The following is a 15,122-nucleotide window of genomic DNA, read 5'->3' on the forward strand; positions in this document are numbered from 1 at the left end:
CCGTATCTGGGCCGGAAGTTGAATCACAGTCGGCTTGAAGTGAATATTGCAGGATGGGATATGGTCCTGGCCAGAAGATCGCGAATGGAGAGTTGTGGATCACATAGATCGCGCACTGCTGGCCCGGCTCCAGCAGGACGCCACCCAGCCCTACGCCGCCCTGGGGCAGGCCGTCGGACTGTCCGCGGGCGCCGCCCACGAGCGGGTCCGGAAGCTCAAGGAGCGCGGCGTCATCCGGCGCACCGCCGCCGAGGTGGACCCGGCCGCCGTGGGCAGCGCCGTCCTGGCCTACGTGATGGTCGACTCGACGTCCTGGATGGGGGATTCGGGGCGGGACTTCGCCGCGCTCCCCGAGATCCTGGAGGCGCACGTCATCGCCGGCAGCGCCTCCGTGCTCGTGAAGGTCAGGACCGCGACCACCGAGCAGCTGCAGGACGTGCTGCGCCGGATCTACGCAATCGACGGGGTCAGCGGCACCCAGGCCACGGTGGTCCTGGAGACCTTCTTCGAGCGGCCCCTGTCCCCGCTGACCGCGGAGGACGGGACGTGAGCGCCGCCCGCCCCGCCGCCCACGCGGCGGGAACGGCCAGGCCGATAGAGCTCGTGATATTCGACTGCGACGGGGTGCTCGTCGACACCGAACGCCTCGCCGTCCGTCTCCAGGTCGCGCTCGGCGCGGAGTTGGGCTGGCCGCTCACCTCCGACGAGGTGGTGGAACGGTTCATCGGGCGCTCGGAGAAGTCGATCGTCGGGCAGATCGCCGAGCGGCTCGGCGCGGAGACCGCCGCGCTCTGGTGGAGCCGGCTCATCCGGCGTCACCGGGAGGCGGTCGACCTCGGCCTCGACCCGGTGGACGGGCTGCCCGAGGCGCTCGCCGCCCTCACCCTGCCCACCTGCGTCGCGTCCAGCGGATCGCACGAGAAGATGCGCCACACCCTGGGCCGCACCGGGCTGTACGGCCACTTCGAGGGCCGCGTCTACAGCGCGAGCGAAGTGTCCCGCGGCAAACCCGCGCCGGATCTCTTCCTGTACGCCGCCCGCCGGATGGGCGTCGATCCGGCGGCGTGCGCGGTGGTCGAGGACAGCGGACCCGGCGTCGCGGCCGCGCGGGCGGCCGGGATGCGGGCCTTCGGCTACGCCGGGGGCCCCACGCCGGCCGAACGGCTCGAAGGCCCCGGCACCGTCGTCTTCGACGACATGCGCAAGCTGCCGGAGCTGCTCGCGGAGCACTGACGGGGGAGGGCGTGCGCGGGCGCCTCCGTTCCTCCCCGGGGGCGCCCGTCCCGTGGCGATCAGTCCGTCGGTGGGACGCCCAGGATGGTGCGCATGCCGTGCAGCGCCCAGCTCTCCGCCTGGGTGTCGCCGTGGAGGAGCCTCGCCGGGGTGATGCCCGCGGCCAGGGACTCCAGGCCGTAGACGACGCGGGGCGTGTCCGTCGCGGGCGGGAGGTCCCCGGCGTCCACGGCGGCGTCGACGTCGTGGCGCAGGGTGTCCCGCCAGCGGGAGCGCCCCTCGGCGATCCGGTCGTGCACGGAGCCGGTGCGCCCGTCGTAGTCGTACGTGACCTGGGTGAGCAGGCAGCCGCCGGAGTAGCCGGGTTCGGCGGCGTACCGCACCCAGGCCGCGCAGACGGCCAGCAGGCGCGGCAGGCCCGCGTCGAGGTGGCGCACCGGCAGCCAGACCCGGGCGCGGAAGTCCTCCAGGACCAGCTCCACCGTCTCCAGCTGCAGCTTCTCCTTGCTGCGGAACTGGCCGATGACCCCTGCCTTGCTCATCCCCAGCCGGTCGGCGAGCCGGCCGATGGTGACGCTGTCCAGGCCCTCCAGGGAAGCGAGTTCGGCCGCTGCGCGCAGCACCGACCGCCGGGTCTCGAGGGCTGCCTGAGCCGATGCGCGTCCTGCCATGCCCCGCAGTTTAGCAAACGACCGTACGTCATTGACGTACGAACGATCGTACTCTTAAATCCTCGCCATGACTTCTCCCACGGCCGCTCGCCGAGCCTCCCTCGCCCTGTTACTGGCCTGCGCGGGCACCTTCCTGAGCTTCCTCGACGCCACCGTGACCAACCTGGCCGTGCCACCGATCGCCGACGCCTTCGGCGCCTCGCTGACCACCGTCTCCTGGGTCGCCACCGCCTATGTGATCCCCTTCGCCGCCCTGCTCGCCCCGGCCGGCCCGCTGGCCGACGCCGTCGGCCGGGCCCGCCTCTTCCTGGCCGGCGTCGCCGCCTTCACGGTGTCCTCGCTGCTGATCGCCGTGGCCCCGAACCTGCCCCTGCTCCTCGGCGGCCGCGCCGCCCAGGGACTGGCGGCGGCCTTGCTGGTGCCCGCCTCGCTGGGGCTCGTGCTCGCCGAGATCCCCGCCGAACGCCGACGCGCCGCGATCGGCCTGTGGAGCGCGGCGGGCGCCCTGGCCGCCGCCGCCGGACCCGCCCTCGGCGGCGTCATCGTCGAAGCCCTCGACTGGCGGGCGCTGTTCTGCCTCAACCTGCCGGTCGGCATCGGGGTGCTGATCGCCGGACGGAAGCTGCTCACCGGCGAGTCCCGCACCGGCCGCGCGCCCGACCTCGCGGGCAGTCTGCTGCTCGCCCTCTGCGTCGGCGCGGCGGTGTACGGCCTGACGCGGGGCCCCGAGCACGGCTGGTCGTCGGCGCACGTACGGGCCGCCGCCGGCGTCACCGTCCTCGCGGGGGCGGCGACCGTGGTCCGGGCGCTCCGGCACCCCCGGCCGGCACTCCGGCTCGACCTCTTCCGCAGCCGCCCCTTCGCCGTCGCGAGCGCCGTCTCCGTCGCGTACGGCGCCGCCCTCTTCGCCACGATGCTGCTCGGCGTGCTCTTCATGACCGACGCCTGGGACTACTCCGCCCTGGAGGCGGGCCTCGCCATGAGCCCCGCGGCGCTCGTCACCGCCGTGGTCGGCGTCGGCATCGGACGGCTCTCCCTCACCCTCACCCCGCGCGTCATGGTGGCGGTGGGCTCGGCCCTCGTCGCCGCCCCGACGGCCGCACTGGCCCTGCTCATCGACACCGAGCCCCGCTTCTGGACGCTCTGGCTCCCGGCCGGGACGGTCATGGGAGCCGGCGTCGGACTGGCCACCGTCGGCATCTCCACCGCCTCCGCCCTCTCCGTGGCGCCCCAGCACTTCGCCGCCGCCACGGGCATGGTCATGGCGGCCCGTCAGATCGGCGGCGGCCTCGGCATCGCCGCCACCGCCGTGATCGTCGCCGAGGTCCCGGGCCCGGGCGCGGAGCCGTACGCCGCCGTGTACTGGTTCGCCGCCGCCGTCAACGTGGCCGCCGCCCTCGGCGGCCTCGCCCTGCGCCCCACCGCGCCCCGGCCCCCGGCCCCGAACCCGGCCCCGGCGCCACCGGCCGGCCGGACCCCGCCCGCCCCCCGCGTCCTCGAAGGAGACCAGCGATGACCCCGCAGCCGCACCGGACCCCCGTCCAGGCCCCGCCGGCCGACGGTCCCGACCTCACCGCCGAGTCGTCCGACCCGTACTGCATGGCCCCCGACACCGCCGCCGAACTGCTCCGCGGCCTCCCGTGGAACCGGCTGGCCGTCCTCGGCGACAGCGTCACCGCCGGGGTGATGGGCCCCCTCCCCGGCTACCGCGACCGCTCCTTCGCCGACCGCTTCAGCGACGCCCTCGCCGCCACCCGCCCCGGCTTCGCCGCGGTCAACCTCGCCACGCCCCACCTGCTCCTCGACGAGATCCGGGACCGGCAGCTCGGCCCGGCCCTGGATTTCGAGCCGGACGTGGTGATGGTGAGCGCGGGCGGTAACGACGCCTTCCGCGGCTTCGACCCGGACGCCTTCCGGGCCGGGCTCGCCTCGCTCCTCACGCCCCTCGCCGAGAGCGGAGCCCGCGTCATCACCATCGGCCTGTTCGACCTCGCCCGCTCGGGCCTCGTCCCGCCGGAACACGCGGCCGGCATGGCCCGCCGCTTCGACGGACTCGACCGCGTCACCGCCGGCCTGACGCACGCCTTGGGCGGCATCCACGTCGACACCCACCACCACCCGCTCGCCGCCGACCCCGGCATCTACGCCACCGACGGCGTCCACGGCAACGCCCGCGGCCACGCGGTCGCCTTCGCCGCGATAGCCACCGCCGTGGCCGGGGACGCCGAGCGGCGCGACGGGGGCCCCACGGGCCGGCGAAACCCGTAGGGGCCCGCGAGCGGGCATCCTCCGGACCGTCGTCGTGAGCGTGCCGTCGGCGACGGACGCCGGACAGGCCCCTCAGCGGCTCCAGTAGTCGCGGTCCGGGAGTTCGACCCACACGTCCGGCGGCCCGAGCACGGCGCGGGAGTCCGTCGGGCGCAGTCCCGCGAAGGCGTACGCGTAGGCCACGGCCCGGTACCGGTACCGGTACAGACAGGAGTTCAGCACCTCCTCCGGGCCGTCGTCCTCGTCGGGCCCGCCGCCCGGGTGGAGGTCCCCGCCCTCCAGGGTCCCGTCGCGGGCGACGCTCCCCTGGTTGCCGCTCTTGGGGTTCGCGTACAGCCCGTAGCAGTGCGTGCCGACGGACAACAGGGCCAGTACGCCGGGCATCTGCGGCGCGTAGCCCCGGGGCCGGGCCACCACGCAGCCGCCCGGCACGGTCGTCACGCCGACGAGGCGCGGGCTCTCGTCCATGTCGTACGCGTACGGGTCGTCGAGGAAGTCCTCCATGACGTCGTCCGGCACCGGCGTCCCGCCGAGACGGCGCACCGCCTCGGCCGCGTCGATCCCGGCCGCACAGGCCGACCCGAAGCCGTCGTGGTGGAACTCGCCCAGTGCCGCGACGAGCCGGCGGCCCTCCTCCCCCGCCTCGCGCCCCGGTTTCCTCACCTCCTCACGCTCGCACACGGCCCCGGCACCGGGCGGTGCCGCCCGCCGTCCGGGCTCACTTCAGGTGGCGGTCCAGGAACCGGCAGCCGTCCTCCAGCTCGAACCACGGGGTGCCGGTGTGTCCGCCCAGGTTGGCGTGCAGGGTCTTCTCCTCGCTGCCGAAGGCGTCGAACAGGTCCAGGGCCCGTTGCCGGGGGTTGCCCTCGTCGTCCCACTGCAGCAGGAACAGCAGGGGGATGGTGACCCGCCCGGCCTCCTCGCGCTGGGCACGGGGCACGTAGCCTCCGGCGAAGAAGCCGGCGGCCACGATGCGCGGCTCGACCACCGCGAGCCGGATGCCGAGGGCCGTCCACCCCCCGGAGTAGCCGACGGGGCCGCCGATCTCCGGCAGCGGGAGCAGGGCGTCCAGGGTGGTCCGCCATTCCGGTACGGCGTTCCCGACCATCGGGCCGATGAGGGACTCGAAGATCTCGTCGACCGGTTCGCCCGCCCGCATCGCCCGGCGGAGCTCGTCGCGGGCCTGCTCGGCGGCGGCGGAACGGGGCCGGTCGCCGCACCCGACGGCGTCGATGGTGGCCACCGCGTACCCGCGCGCCGCGGTGTGGCGGGCCCGGGCGATCAGCCGGGGGTCCGCCTTGGGCAGGCCGTTGTTGTGGGCCATGAGGACCAGCGGGACCGGCGTGGTGGACTCGGGCGTCCACAGGGTGCCGGGGATCTCGCCGAGGACGAATTCGCGTTCGAGGACGCCGTCGTCGAGACGCTGTTCGGAAGTGAAGTGCACGGACGTGCCTTTCGGGAGTGCGCTGGAACGGCGCTCCCGGACGACCTATCGCCCGACCGTGACCCCGGAGGGGAGCACCCATGTCGAAACTGCGTTCACGGGTACCACCTCCTCGTTCTCTCGCACGGCCTCCCGAAAGCTAGCAAGGCCCACCGGGATCCGCCAGACGATTTTCCCGCCGTTCTCCGGATCCAGGCCGGTCGGGGCCGGTCCGGGCCCGACCGGTCCGGCCCGAGCCGGGGGCCTCCCGCGTCACGCGCCCTCGGTGAGCACCTCGGACAGGCGGTCGGCGAACTGGGTGATCCGGTCCAGCAGCGGGCCGCCGCGCGCGACGCGGAAGCCGTGACGACGCCCCCAGAACGCGGCCTGGACGGCATGGAACTGGGCCCAGCGGCGGACGCGCTCGCGGTCGAGTTCGGCGGCCTCCGCGAAGACGTCCAGAACGCGGCGGACGGAGCCGGCCAGGTCGTCCGAGCCCAGGAGCGTCAGCGCGCGGGACTTGAGCAGGGTGCCGCCGTCGTAGGCGGGGTCCCCCGCGTACCCCTTGGGGTCGACGGCCAGCCACGGCTCCCGGTCGGCCCGCAGGACGTTCCGCGCGTGCAGGTCGCCGTGGACGAGCGTGTCCGGCTGGATCCGGCCCAGCTCCCGTACGGTCGCCACGGCGGCGTCCAGCACCCGGCGCGGCACGGCGTGCGGCAGCGCCACGGAGTCCGTGCGCAGCCGCTCCTCCCAGGCGTCGGCCCGCTCGCGCAGCCGGGGCAGGCCGGGCGGCGCGGGGACGGCCAGGCGGCGATTGAGCCGCCCGGCGACCGTCACCACCTCGTCGCCGTCCTCGACCTCGGCCAGCGTCGACGACCGCACCCGCTCCAGCAGCATCGCGAACCGCGCGTCGTCGCGCTCGTGCAGCAGGACCGCGCCGCGCCCGCCCCACGCGACGAACGCGTCCGGTTCGTGGACGTTGCCGGGATGCGGAAACGACACCTTCAGCACGGCGCGCTCCCCGGCCCGCCGGCGCACCGGAACGACGAGGCCCACACCCCCGTGCATGACCTCCCCGTCCGGCACGCACCCCCAGCGCCCCAGCAGCTCCGCCACGATCGCGGGCAGCGCGGCGAGCCAGGTCCGCCCGGCCTCTCCCTCGCGCTCGACCGTGCACCGTCCGAACTCCTCGGGCATCGCGACCATCCCGGCACCCTATGCGCCCCGACCGCCGTCGGTCCCGCCTCCGGACGCGACGGGGCCACTACCTGCCGACGGAACCGTCGGCCTGCTCACGAAGGATGTCGGCATGACCCGCGTGGCGGGCCGTCTCCTCGATCATGTGCACCAGCACCCACCGCATGGTGCGCACGACGCCCGCCTTCCCGGCCGGCCGGGCACACGGACCGCTCAGGTCGTCGCAGCGCCCGATGATCTCGTTGGACCGCTCGACGGCCTCGCGGTACGCGGCGAGCAGACCGTCCGCGTCCTCGTCGTCCGAGACCTCCATCCCGAAGTCCGGATGCTCGACGTCGGCCCCCTCGAAGGCCCAGGCGAACCAGTACAGTTCGGCCGCCGTCAGGTGCTTCACCAGGCCGAGGACGCTGGTGCCGGAGGGCACCCCGGGCGTTCGCCCCTTCTCGTCGTCGAGCCCCCGAGCCTTCGCGGCCACCGCTTCGCGGAGGTAGTCCAGGAAGGCGGACAAGGTCGACTTCTCGTCGGAGCCGCCGCCGGGAGGGCCCACGTCACGGTGCTGCTGCGTCTCGGTCACCGGGGCACCCTAGTCCTCCCTCCGTCCGGACCGCACCCGGGAATCCGCCCTACCCGCCGACCGCCGGACCCGAAGTCTCCCGCTGAACGCCCTTGACTAGACAAGGCAGTTGACCGTCGGCGTCGGCGCGGCCCCGCAGCCTCCGGGAGATCCCGCGCCCTCTCCCGTACGGGCTCCGCCGTCTGTGCGGCCACGCGGCGGGGAGGCGTGTCCGAGAATGGGCCGCATGGACGACGCGGAGTTCGTGGCGGTGGTTCGGCGGGGCGACGCGGAGGCGGTGGCCGCGCCGCTGGAGGCCGGAGCGCCACCGGACACGATGACGGACGACGGGCTGCCCGTCCTGTGTCTGGCGGTCGCCGCCTGCGACGCCGCCGTCGCGCACAGCGCGGCGGGCCATCCGGAAGAGGTCGCCGACGCCCTCGCGGCGCTCCTGGACGAGGACGACTCCGAGACGCGGCTCAACGCCGCCTTCGGTCTCCTCAGGTCGAACGATCCGAGCACCGGGGAGGCGATCGGTCGGGTGGGCCGGCCCCCGCACCCCGCCTACGAACACGACCACCGCCTCAGCGCCTTCTACGAGTGGGAGCGGGAGGAGGGTTCCCGGGCGGCCGAATGAGACCGGGGCTCCCGTGGCCGGGCGAGCGCGAGCGCGGGACACGGCCTGCTGGACCGCCACAGTCACAGTCACAGCCACAGCCACCGCCACCGCCGGACGGCCCGCCGGCGTGCCCCGGGAGCACGCCGCAGGAGAGCCGCCTCCGCTGTCGTCCCCTCGTCCCCTCGTCCCCGCCGTCCGCTGCGCGCCGGGGAGCGGCGTGCTCGGTAGCGTGGCCGTCGGCCGCGTGGAACGTCCACGCGCCCGGCCGGTCCGCGCGAGGGCCGTCCGCGGAGAGTGAAGAGGCTGCGATGACCGAACCGACGAAGCCCGAGGTCGGGGTGCCCGAGGGCGACGCTCCCACCGAGCTGACCATCAGGGACCTGGTCGTCGGGGACGGGGCCGAGGCGAAGCCGGGCATGGTGGCCAGGGTCCACTACGTCGGCGTCGCCTTCGCGTCCGGCAAGGAGTTCGACGCCTCCTGGGACCGTGGCCAACCGTTCAAGTTCGCCCTCGGCGGCGGCAGGGCCGTCAAGGGCTTCGACCGGGGGGTGAGGGGGATGAGGGTCGGCGGCCGGCGCGAGATCATCGTTCCCCCGCGTCTCGGCTACGGCAAGCAGTCCCCCTCGCCGTTGATCCCGGCGGGCTCGACCCTGGTCTTCGTCGTGGACCTCCTCTCCGTCTGAGCCGGGCGGCGGCACGCGACGGCAGGGCCTCCGGGTCCCGGGCCCCGGGTTCACAGGGCCCGGGAAGGGCCGGCGGAGCGTACGGGCCGCCAGGAGGACGTCCTTGTACGCCGTCGAGGGGACCCGGCCGGTCCGCGCCGGTCCGATGACGGTCTCCCCGCCGCCCTCCTCCTCCCAGGTCCAGGCCGAGGCGAACCCCCGTCCGTCCGGGACCGTGCGGGGGGGGGAGAGAGAGAGAGACCGTCGCGGTACGCCGCCGGGCCTGCCATCGCAGCAGGGTCTCGGCGGCCGGCGGCATCCGCGCGGCGTGGTCGAGCGCGCGCTCGCGGACCGACCGCCACCCCGGGCCCGTCGCGTCGAACAGCAGCACCAGCACGTCGCGGTGCCGCAGCCGGGACGCCGACGCCCGCCGGACGAGCTCGGCCCGGAGCTCGTCGCCCGGTTCCGCGCCTCCGCCCACCCGCGCCTGGAGCAGGGACTCGAACACCTCCGTCCCCATCCCGGCAGCCGCCGCCGCGGCTCCGCCGCATCGTCGACGCCGGCGAGCGCGCGGAGCATGGCGTCGGCCGCCGCCCGGCGGGCCCGGTCCGGCGAAGGCACCGTCCGCGAAGGCCCGGTAGCGGCCTCGCCCGCCGGCCCGATCCGGACCGCCGCCGCACGGAGGGCCTCGCCGTCCGGCGACCGGCCGGCGGACTCCTCGTACGATGGCGGCGGCCGGACCTCCGCCCGGCAGTGCGTGGCCGGCACCTGCGCCGCCCACGCGCGGACCGGTTCCGTCCTCCTCCCCGCCGGGTCAGGCGGTCGGTCCGATCCCCCGGGGGACGCGGAGCGGTGCGGCGGTGGCCGCGACGACCTGTTCGGCGGTGACGCCGGGGGCGAGTTCGGCCAGGACGAAGCCGTCGGGGGTGACGTCGACGACGGCGAGGTCGGTGACGACGCGCTGGACGACGCCCCGGCCGGTCAGGGGCAGGGTGCAGGTGTCGACGAGCTTGGGCGTGCCGTCCTTGGCGGTGTGCTCCATGAGGACGACGACCCGGCCGGCCCCGTGGACGAGGTCCATCGCACCGCCCATGCCCTTGACCATCTTGCCGGGGATCATCCAGTTGGCCAGGTCGCCCGCGGAGGAGACCTGCATGGCACCGAGGACCGCGGCGTCGACGTGGCCGCCGCGGATCATCCCGAAGGACAGCGCCGAGTCGAAGAACGAGGCGCCGGGCAGCGTCGTGACGGTCTCCTTGCCGGCGTTGACGACGTCGGCGTCGAGCTCGTCCTCGGTGGGGTAGGGGCCGGTGCCGAGGATGCCGTTCTCGGACTGGAGTACGACCTCGATGCCGGGTGGGAGGTGGTTCGGGATGAGCGTGGGAAGCCCGATGCCGAGGTTGACGTAGCTGCCGTCGGTCAGTTCCAGGGCGGCGCGGGCCGCCATCTGCTCGCGGGTGCGGGCCATCAGGCGTCGCCTTCCTGTCGGACGGTACGGCGCTCGACGCGCCGTTCGGCGGCGGGGTCGCCGGGGGTGACCCGGACCACGCGCTGGACGAAGATCCCGGGCAGGTGGACCTCGTCGGGGTCCAGCTCGCCCGGCTCGACGAGGTGGTCGACCTCGGCGATGGTGACCCGTCCGGCCATGGCGGCCAGCGGGTTGAAGTTGCGGGCCGAGGAACGGAAGACGAGGTTGCCGTGCCGGTCGCCGATGGTGGCGCGGACCAGCGCGAAGTCCGTCGTGATGCTCCTCTCCAGCAGGTGCGGACGCCCGCCGAACTCCCGTGTCTCCTTCGGCGGGGAGGCCACGGCGACCGAGCCTCCCCCGGCCGCGTACCTCCACGGCAGTCCGCCCTCGCCGACCTGCGTTCCCGTGCCCGCGGGGGTGTAGAAGGCGGGGATGCCCGCGCCCCCGGCCCGCAGCCGCTCGGCCAGCGTGCCCTGGGGGACCAGCTCGACCTCCAGCTCCCCGCTCAGGTACTGGCGGGCGAACTCCTTGTTCTCGCCCACGTACGAACTCGTCATCCGGGAGATCTGTCCGGCGGCGAGCAGCAGGCCGAGGCCCCAGTCGTCGACGCCGCAGTTGTTCGACACGACGCGCAGGCCCTCCGTACCGCGCTGCCACAGCGCGTCGATGAGCGTCCCCGGTATCCCGCAGAGCCCGAAGCCGCCCACGGCGAGCGAGGCCCCGTCGGGGATGTCGGCCACCGCCTCCGCCGCGCTCGCGACCGTCTTGTCCAGACCCATGAGGATCCCTTCCCTCGGGCAGCCGGACGACCTCGCAGGTCAGAACCGGTGCCGATAGCAGCGACAAGCACGGAGCCTAGGCAGCGGGCGAAGGGACCGACCATGGCGGCCGTCCACACACCGACCCCCTCCGGCATGGTGACGACCACCTCCTTCCCACCTCCTCCCCGCTCCCTCCTCACCCCCTCCCGCGCTTCCCCGACGACGGGCCGCCGCCCTGCCCCCCACCCGCCGCCCCCCACCGGCGAGTGGTGCCGGCGCCCACCACAGGGCCGTGGACGGTGGGCCGCGCGGCCATGTCCGGCGGCCGGCCGTCGGCATAGCCTCCCGCGAGTCCCGTTCCCACCCCACCAGCCCGGAGGTACGCACCGATGCGTCGCCGTCCCGCCTTCCGCCCCTCACCGCGCCCCCGGCGCCGGGGCGCCCGGGCGGCGGTCACCCTGACCGCCCTCGCCCTCACCCTCACCGCCGCCCCCGCGACGGCCGCCCCCACCGGCCCCACCGCCCCCACCGCCCCCACCGGCCCCGGCGACCACTGCGCCCGCCAGGCGCAGCTCCGCGTCCCCGGAGCCGAGCACCAGCGGACCGCCTGCCTGGACGAACTGACCACGGCCGGCACCGTCGCGTCGGGCCACACCGACCCGGCCGACTGGGCGGGGCTGACGCCGAAGGACCTGGCGGTCCCCGATGGGGTGCCCGGGATCCAGATCGACGGCTACTTCCCCGACACCTCCACCACCAACACCAACCACGGCTGGCAGCACGACGCCCAGTTCGTCATCCGGCTGCCCGACCGCTGGAACGGCGGGCTCGTCGTGGCCGGCACCCCGGGCAACCGCGAGCAGTACGCCAACGACCGGGCCATCGCGGACTGGGTGCTGGCCCGGGGGTACGCGTACGCCGCCACCGACAAGGGCAACACCGGACTCGCCTTCCACCGCGACGGGAAGACCCCCGGCGACGCCATCGCCGAGTGGAACGACCGGGTCACCCAGCTGACCCGGGCCGCCCGCGCCACCCTCGCCCAGCGCTACCACCGTCCCCCGGCCCGCACCCTCGTCACCGGCCTGTCCAACGCCGGTTATCTGGTGCGCTGGCAGCTGGAGAACCGTCCCGAGCTCTACGACGGCGGCGTCGACTGGGAGGGCACCCTCTGGAAGACCGACGGCCCCACCCTGCTCGACTTCCTGCCGAAGGCGATGCGCGCCTACCCCGTGTACGCCGCCGGCGGCGAGGGCGCCGGGGCCGCGCGGGAGGAGCTGCACGCCGCCGGTTTCCCCGCCGGGTCGGAGTTCCTGTGGCCGTACCACCACAAGGTCTACTGGGACCTGACCCAGCGCCTCTATCGCGAGGAGCTGGACCCCGGCTTCGACGGCCCGGCCGAGGCGGGCACCCCGTACTGCCTGCCCGGCACCCCCGCCTGCGACGCCGACTACGACTACGCGGCCCGCCCCGACGAGGTCCGGCGGGCCGTGGCGAAGATCGCCCTCACCGGCCGGATCGGGAAGCCCCTGATCACCCTGCACGGCACCCTCGACGTCCTGCTGCCGATCAGCGAGGACTCCGACGTCTACGCCCGCATGGTGCGCGAGGCGGGCCGGGAACGGCTGCACCGGTACTACCGCGTCGAGGGCGGCACCCACACCGACTCCCTCGTCGACGCCTTCCCGGACCGGCTCCGGCCGCTCACCCCCTGCCACCGGACCGCCTTCACGGCCCTGGAGGGCTGGCTCTCCGCCGGTCACCGGCCGCCCGCTTCGGGCACCGTCGCCCGGCCCACGGGCCAGGACCCCGTGACCCTGGCGAACATGTGCTCCCTCGACACGGCGAAGGCCGCCGGCGCCCCGTCCTGAGCCCCGTGGGCCTCCCTCCGGAGCGACCATGGTGTCCGGCACCATGGAACCGCCCCGCAGTGTGGCGGACTCGTCCATGGGCCGGGCGGAAGGGCCTCCCTACTGTTTCGGCCCATGACGCACACATTTCCCACGCCGGACCGGCGGCCGCCGTCCGCCACCGCGAACGACCTGAGCGGCCGCACCGCGCTGGTGACGGGCGGCGGCAGCGGCATCGGCCGGGCCTGCGTCCTCGCCCTGGCCGGGGCGGGGGCCCTCGTCCACGTGGTGGACCGGGACGCCGACGCGGCGAAGGCCGTCGCCGAGACCGCCGGGGGCCGGGCGCGGGTGGCCGACCTCGCCGACGCGGGCGCGATCGACCTCCTGCCCGCCGAGGTCGACATCCTCGTCAACAACGCCGGCCTCCAGCACGTGGCCCCGCTCACGGAGTTCCCCCCGGACCGCTTCGAGCTGATCCAGAAGGTGATGGTCACCGCCCCGTTCCTGCTGATGCGCAGGACGCTGCCGCACATGTACGCCCGTGGCTGGGGCCGGATCGTGAACGTCTCCAGCGTCCACGGGCTGCGGGCCAGCGCCTACAAGTCCGCCTACGTCGCCGCCAAGCACGCCCTGGAGGGCCTGAGCAAGGTCGCCGCGATCGAAGGCGCCCCCCACGGGGTCACCAGCAACTGCGTGAACCCCGGCTACGTCCGCACCCCGCTGGTCGAGGGCCAGGTCCGCGACCAGGCCGCCGCGCACGGCATCAGCGAGGGCGACGTCCTCACGAACGTCATGCTGGCCCGCTCGCCCGTCAAGCGCCTCCTGGAGGCCGAGGAGGTCGCCGCCGCCGTCCTGTGGCTGTGCGGCCCCCACTCGGGCTACCTCACGGGAACGTCCCTGCCGCTCGACGGCGGCTGGACCGCCGGCTGACAGCCGCCCCCGCCCCGCCCGACCCCCTTCCACCCCCGCCCCCTCCCACCCCCGTCCCCCTTCACCCCGTCCCATCCGTACGTGAAACCGGTGACCCCATGTCTGACACCACCACCCAGCCGAGAGGCCGCATCGGCCGCATCGTCGCCGCGAGCCTGATCGGCACCACCATCGAGTGGTACGACTTCTTCCTCTACGGCTCCGCCGCCGCGCTCGTCTTCAACACCCTCTTCTTCCCCAGCGCCGACCCCCTGGTGGGCACGCTGATCGCCTTCATCACGTACGCCATCGGGTTCGCCGCCCGCCCCCTCGGCGGCATCGTCTTCGGCCACTTCGGGGACAAGATAGGCCGCAAGAAGCTCCTGGTCCTGAGCCTGCTGATGATGGGCGGCGCCACCTTCGCGATGGGCCTGCTGCCCACCTACGAGTCCATCGGCGTGTGGGCGCCGATCCTGCTGACGGTGCTGCGGCTCGTCCAGGGCTTCGCCCTGGGCGGCGAGTGGGGCGGGGCCGTCCTGATCGTCTCCGAGCACGGCGGCGACAAGCACCGCGGCTTCTGGGCGTCCTGGCCGCAGGCCGGCGCCCCCGGCGGCAACCTGCTCGCCACCGGCGTCCTGTCCCTGCTGGCCGCCGTCCAGTCGGACGCCGCCTTCCAGTCCTGGGGCTGGCGCGTCCCGTTCCTGCTCTCCGGACTGCTCGTCATGATCGGCCTGTGGATCCGCGTCTCGGTCTCCGAGTCCCCGGTGTTCCTGGAGGCCCAGGCGAAGGCGGAGGCCGCGGCGGCGGCCGGCGTGAAGGACGAGGCCCCGGTCGTCGAGGTCTTCCGGCGCAGCTGGCGCGAGGTCCTGTCCGCCATCGGCACCCGCTTCGGCGAGAACATCTCGTACTACATCCTCACCTCCTTCCTCCTCGTGTACGTCACCGTGCACCTGGAGCTGCCCAAGAGCACCGCCCTCAACGCCGTCCTGATCGGCTCGGCCGTCCACTTCGTCACCATCCCGCTGTGGGGCGCGCTCTCCGACCGGATCGGGCGCCGCCCGGTCACGCTGATCGGCTCGGCGGGCATGGCGGTGTGGGCGTTCGTCTTCTTCGGGCTCGTCGACTCGAAGTCGTTCGTGGTGATCACCCTGGCGGTCACGGCCGGTCTGCTACTGCACGGCGCGATGTACGGGCCGCAGGCCGCGTTCATCTCCGAGATGTTCGACACCAAGGTCCGCTACTCCGGCGCCTCCATGGGCTCCCAGCTGGCCTCCATCCTCGCCGGCGCCCTCGCCCCGATCATCGCGGTGGAGCTGCTCAAGGACTACGGCAGCTCGACGCCGATCAGCGTCTACCTCTGCGCGGCGGCCGTCGTCACCACCCTCACGGTCGCCGTCACCCGCGAGACCCTCGGCCGCGACCTCGCCCGCGACAGCCGCGACGAGCGGACCGCGCCGGCCCCGGTGGCCGCCGGCGACCGGGCGTAGCACCCCGGCACGCACCGTCCC

General features: G+C 74.4%; 16 protein-coding genes. 9 read left to right on the forward strand and 7 right to left on the reverse strand.

What is annotated here, in order from left to right:
- Nucleotides 1–94 precede the first annotated feature (94 nt).
- Complete coding sequence (locus tag ACF1ED_RS15130; protein ID WP_391760386.1) at nucleotides 95–550, forward strand: Lrp/AsnC family transcriptional regulator; 456 nt, start codon at nucleotides 95–97, stop codon at nucleotides 548–550.
- Nucleotides 547–1,233, forward strand: a complete 687-nt coding sequence (locus ACF1ED_RS15135) for an HAD family hydrolase (protein ID WP_391760388.1) — start codon at nucleotides 547–549, stop codon at nucleotides 1,231–1,233. Before ACF1ED_RS15130 ends, ACF1ED_RS15135 begins: the two co-directional genes overlap by 4 nt.
- A 59-nt stretch (nucleotides 1,234–1,292) precedes the next feature.
- Here the strand turns inward: ACF1ED_RS15135 and ACF1ED_RS15140 are convergent, their stop codons facing one another.
- Nucleotides 1,293–1,904: a TetR/AcrR family transcriptional regulator gene (locus ACF1ED_RS15140; RefSeq protein ID WP_391760390.1), complete on the reverse strand. Its 612-nt coding sequence runs from the start codon at nucleotides 1,902–1,904 to the stop codon at nucleotides 1,293–1,295.
- Nucleotides 1,905–1,971: 67 nt separating this feature from the next.
- Between ACF1ED_RS15140 and ACF1ED_RS15145 the strand changes: the two genes are divergently transcribed.
- Nucleotides 1,972–3,420, forward strand: a complete 1,449-nt coding sequence (locus ACF1ED_RS15145; RefSeq protein WP_391760392.1) for a DHA2 family efflux MFS transporter permease subunit — start codon at nucleotides 1,972–1,974, stop codon at nucleotides 3,418–3,420.
- A complete protein-coding gene (locus tag ACF1ED_RS15150) occupies nucleotides 3,417–4,172 on the forward strand; it encodes an SGNH/GDSL hydrolase family protein (RefSeq protein ID WP_391760394.1) in 756 nt (251 codons plus the stop codon). Before ACF1ED_RS15145 ends, ACF1ED_RS15150 begins: the two co-directional genes overlap by 4 nt.
- Nucleotides 4,173–4,244: 72 nt before the next feature.
- Here ACF1ED_RS15150 and ACF1ED_RS15155 read toward each other — a convergent pair whose 3' ends face one another.
- The 4 genes from ACF1ED_RS15155 to ACF1ED_RS15170 all read right to left on the reverse strand — a co-directional run bounded on the left by ACF1ED_RS15155 (nucleotide 4,245) and on the right by ACF1ED_RS15170 (nucleotide 7,366).
- Complete coding sequence (locus ACF1ED_RS15155; protein WP_391760396.1) at nucleotides 4,245–4,835, reverse strand: ankyrin repeat domain-containing protein; 591 nt, start codon at nucleotides 4,833–4,835, stop codon at nucleotides 4,245–4,247.
- Between the two features lie 55 nt (nucleotides 4,836–4,890).
- Nucleotides 4,891–5,616, reverse strand: a complete 726-nt coding sequence (locus tag ACF1ED_RS15160; protein WP_391760398.1) for a dienelactone hydrolase family protein — start codon at nucleotides 5,614–5,616, stop codon at nucleotides 4,891–4,893.
- A 252-nt stretch (nucleotides 5,617–5,868) separates the two neighbouring features.
- Entirely contained in the window at nucleotides 5,869–6,801 is a 933-nt protein-coding gene (locus ACF1ED_RS15165) for an aminoglycoside phosphotransferase family protein (protein ID WP_391760400.1), read from the reverse strand.
- 58 nt (nucleotides 6,802–6,859) lie between these two features.
- Nucleotides 6,860–7,366 carry a DinB family protein gene (locus ACF1ED_RS15170; RefSeq protein WP_391760402.1) on the reverse strand — a complete coding sequence of 169 codons (507 nt, stop codon included), beginning with the start codon at nucleotides 7,364–7,366 and terminating at the stop codon, nucleotides 6,860–6,862.
- A 226-nt stretch (nucleotides 7,367–7,592) separates the two neighbouring features.
- On the opposite strand from ACF1ED_RS15170, the gene ACF1ED_RS15175 reads away from it, so the two are divergent.
- Both ACF1ED_RS15175 and ACF1ED_RS15180 read left to right on the forward strand, forming a co-directional pair.
- A complete protein-coding gene (locus ACF1ED_RS15175; RefSeq protein ID WP_391760404.1) occupies nucleotides 7,593–7,982 on the forward strand; it encodes a hypothetical protein in 390 nt (129 codons plus the stop codon).
- A gap of 290 nt (nucleotides 7,983–8,272) precedes the next feature.
- Nucleotides 8,273–8,647, forward strand: a complete 375-nt coding sequence (locus ACF1ED_RS15180) for an FKBP-type peptidyl-prolyl cis-trans isomerase (RefSeq protein WP_391760406.1) — start codon at nucleotides 8,273–8,275, stop codon at nucleotides 8,645–8,647.
- A 793-nt stretch (nucleotides 8,648–9,440) separates the two neighbouring features.
- On the opposite strand, the gene ACF1ED_RS15185 is transcribed toward ACF1ED_RS15180, so the two are convergent.
- A complete protein-coding gene (locus ACF1ED_RS15185; RefSeq protein ID WP_391760408.1) occupies nucleotides 9,441–10,094 on the reverse strand; it encodes a CoA transferase subunit B in 654 nt (217 codons plus the stop codon).
- Complete coding sequence (locus tag ACF1ED_RS15190) at nucleotides 10,094–10,873, reverse strand: CoA transferase subunit A (protein WP_391760410.1); 780 nt, start codon at nucleotides 10,871–10,873, stop codon at nucleotides 10,094–10,096. Before ACF1ED_RS15190 ends, ACF1ED_RS15185 begins: the two co-directional genes overlap by 1 nt.
- 371 nt (nucleotides 10,874–11,244) lie before the next feature.
- Between ACF1ED_RS15190 and ACF1ED_RS15195 the strand changes: the two genes are divergently transcribed.
- The 3 genes from ACF1ED_RS15195 (at nucleotide 11,245) to ACF1ED_RS15205 (ending at nucleotide 15,101) form a co-directional block, all read left to right on the forward strand.
- Nucleotides 11,245–12,726, forward strand: coding sequence for a 3-hydroxybutyrate oligomer hydrolase family protein (locus tag ACF1ED_RS15195; protein WP_391760412.1), 1,482 nt, complete (start codon nucleotides 11,245–11,247; stop codon nucleotides 12,724–12,726).
- Between the two features lie 114 nt (nucleotides 12,727–12,840).
- Complete coding sequence (locus ACF1ED_RS15200; RefSeq protein WP_391760414.1) at nucleotides 12,841–13,635, forward strand: 3-hydroxybutyrate dehydrogenase; 795 nt, start codon at nucleotides 12,841–12,843, stop codon at nucleotides 13,633–13,635.
- Nucleotides 13,636–13,733: 98 nt separating this feature from the next.
- The gene (locus ACF1ED_RS15205; RefSeq protein WP_391760416.1) at nucleotides 13,734–15,101 is read left to right on the forward strand and encodes an MFS transporter; all 1,368 of its coding nucleotides are present in this window, start codon (nucleotides 13,734–13,736) and stop codon (nucleotides 15,099–15,101) included.
- Nucleotides 15,102–15,122 lie beyond the last annotated feature (21 nt).

Origin of the sequence: Streptomyces sp. NPDC014656 (genome assembly GCF_043084305.1) — a bacterium.
GTDB lineage: Bacteria > Actinomycetota > Actinomycetes > Streptomycetales > Streptomycetaceae > Streptomyces.

Bases quoted from the DNA above. Each gene is read 5' to 3' on its own strand.
- ACF1ED_RS15140 (WP_391760390.1), bottom strand. From the start codon at position 1,904: ATGGCAGGACGCGCATCGGCTCAGGCAGCCCTCGAGACCCGGCGGTCG.
- ACF1ED_RS15145 (WP_391760392.1), top strand. From the start codon at position 1,972: ATGACTTCTCCCACGGCCGCTCGCCGAGCCTCCCTCGCCCTGTTACTG.
- ACF1ED_RS15150 (WP_391760394.1), top strand. From the start codon at position 3,417: ATGACCCCGCAGCCGCACCGGACCCCCGTCCAGGCCCCGCCGGCCGAC.
- ACF1ED_RS15165 (WP_391760400.1), bottom strand. From the start codon at position 6,801: ATGGTCGCGATGCCCGAGGAGTTCGGACGGTGCACGGTCGAGCGCGAG.
- ACF1ED_RS15175 (WP_391760404.1), top strand. From the start codon at position 7,593: ATGGACGACGCGGAGTTCGTGGCGGTGGTTCGGCGGGGCGACGCGGAG.
- ACF1ED_RS15180 (WP_391760406.1), top strand. From the start codon at position 8,273: ATGACCGAACCGACGAAGCCCGAGGTCGGGGTGCCCGAGGGCGACGCT.
- ACF1ED_RS15185 (WP_391760408.1), bottom strand. From the start codon at position 10,094: ATGGCCCGCACCCGCGAGCAGATGGCGGCCCGCGCCGCCCTGGAACTG.
- ACF1ED_RS15190 (WP_391760410.1), bottom strand. From the start codon at position 10,873: ATGGGTCTGGACAAGACGGTCGCGAGCGCGGCGGAGGCGGTGGCCGAC.
- ACF1ED_RS15195 (WP_391760412.1), top strand. From the start codon at position 11,245: ATGCGTCGCCGTCCCGCCTTCCGCCCCTCACCGCGCCCCCGGCGCCGG.
- ACF1ED_RS15200 (WP_391760414.1), top strand. From the start codon at position 12,841: ATGACGCACACATTTCCCACGCCGGACCGGCGGCCGCCGTCCGCCACC.
- ACF1ED_RS15205 (WP_391760416.1), top strand. From the start codon at position 13,734: ATGTCTGACACCACCACCCAGCCGAGAGGCCGCATCGGCCGCATCGTC.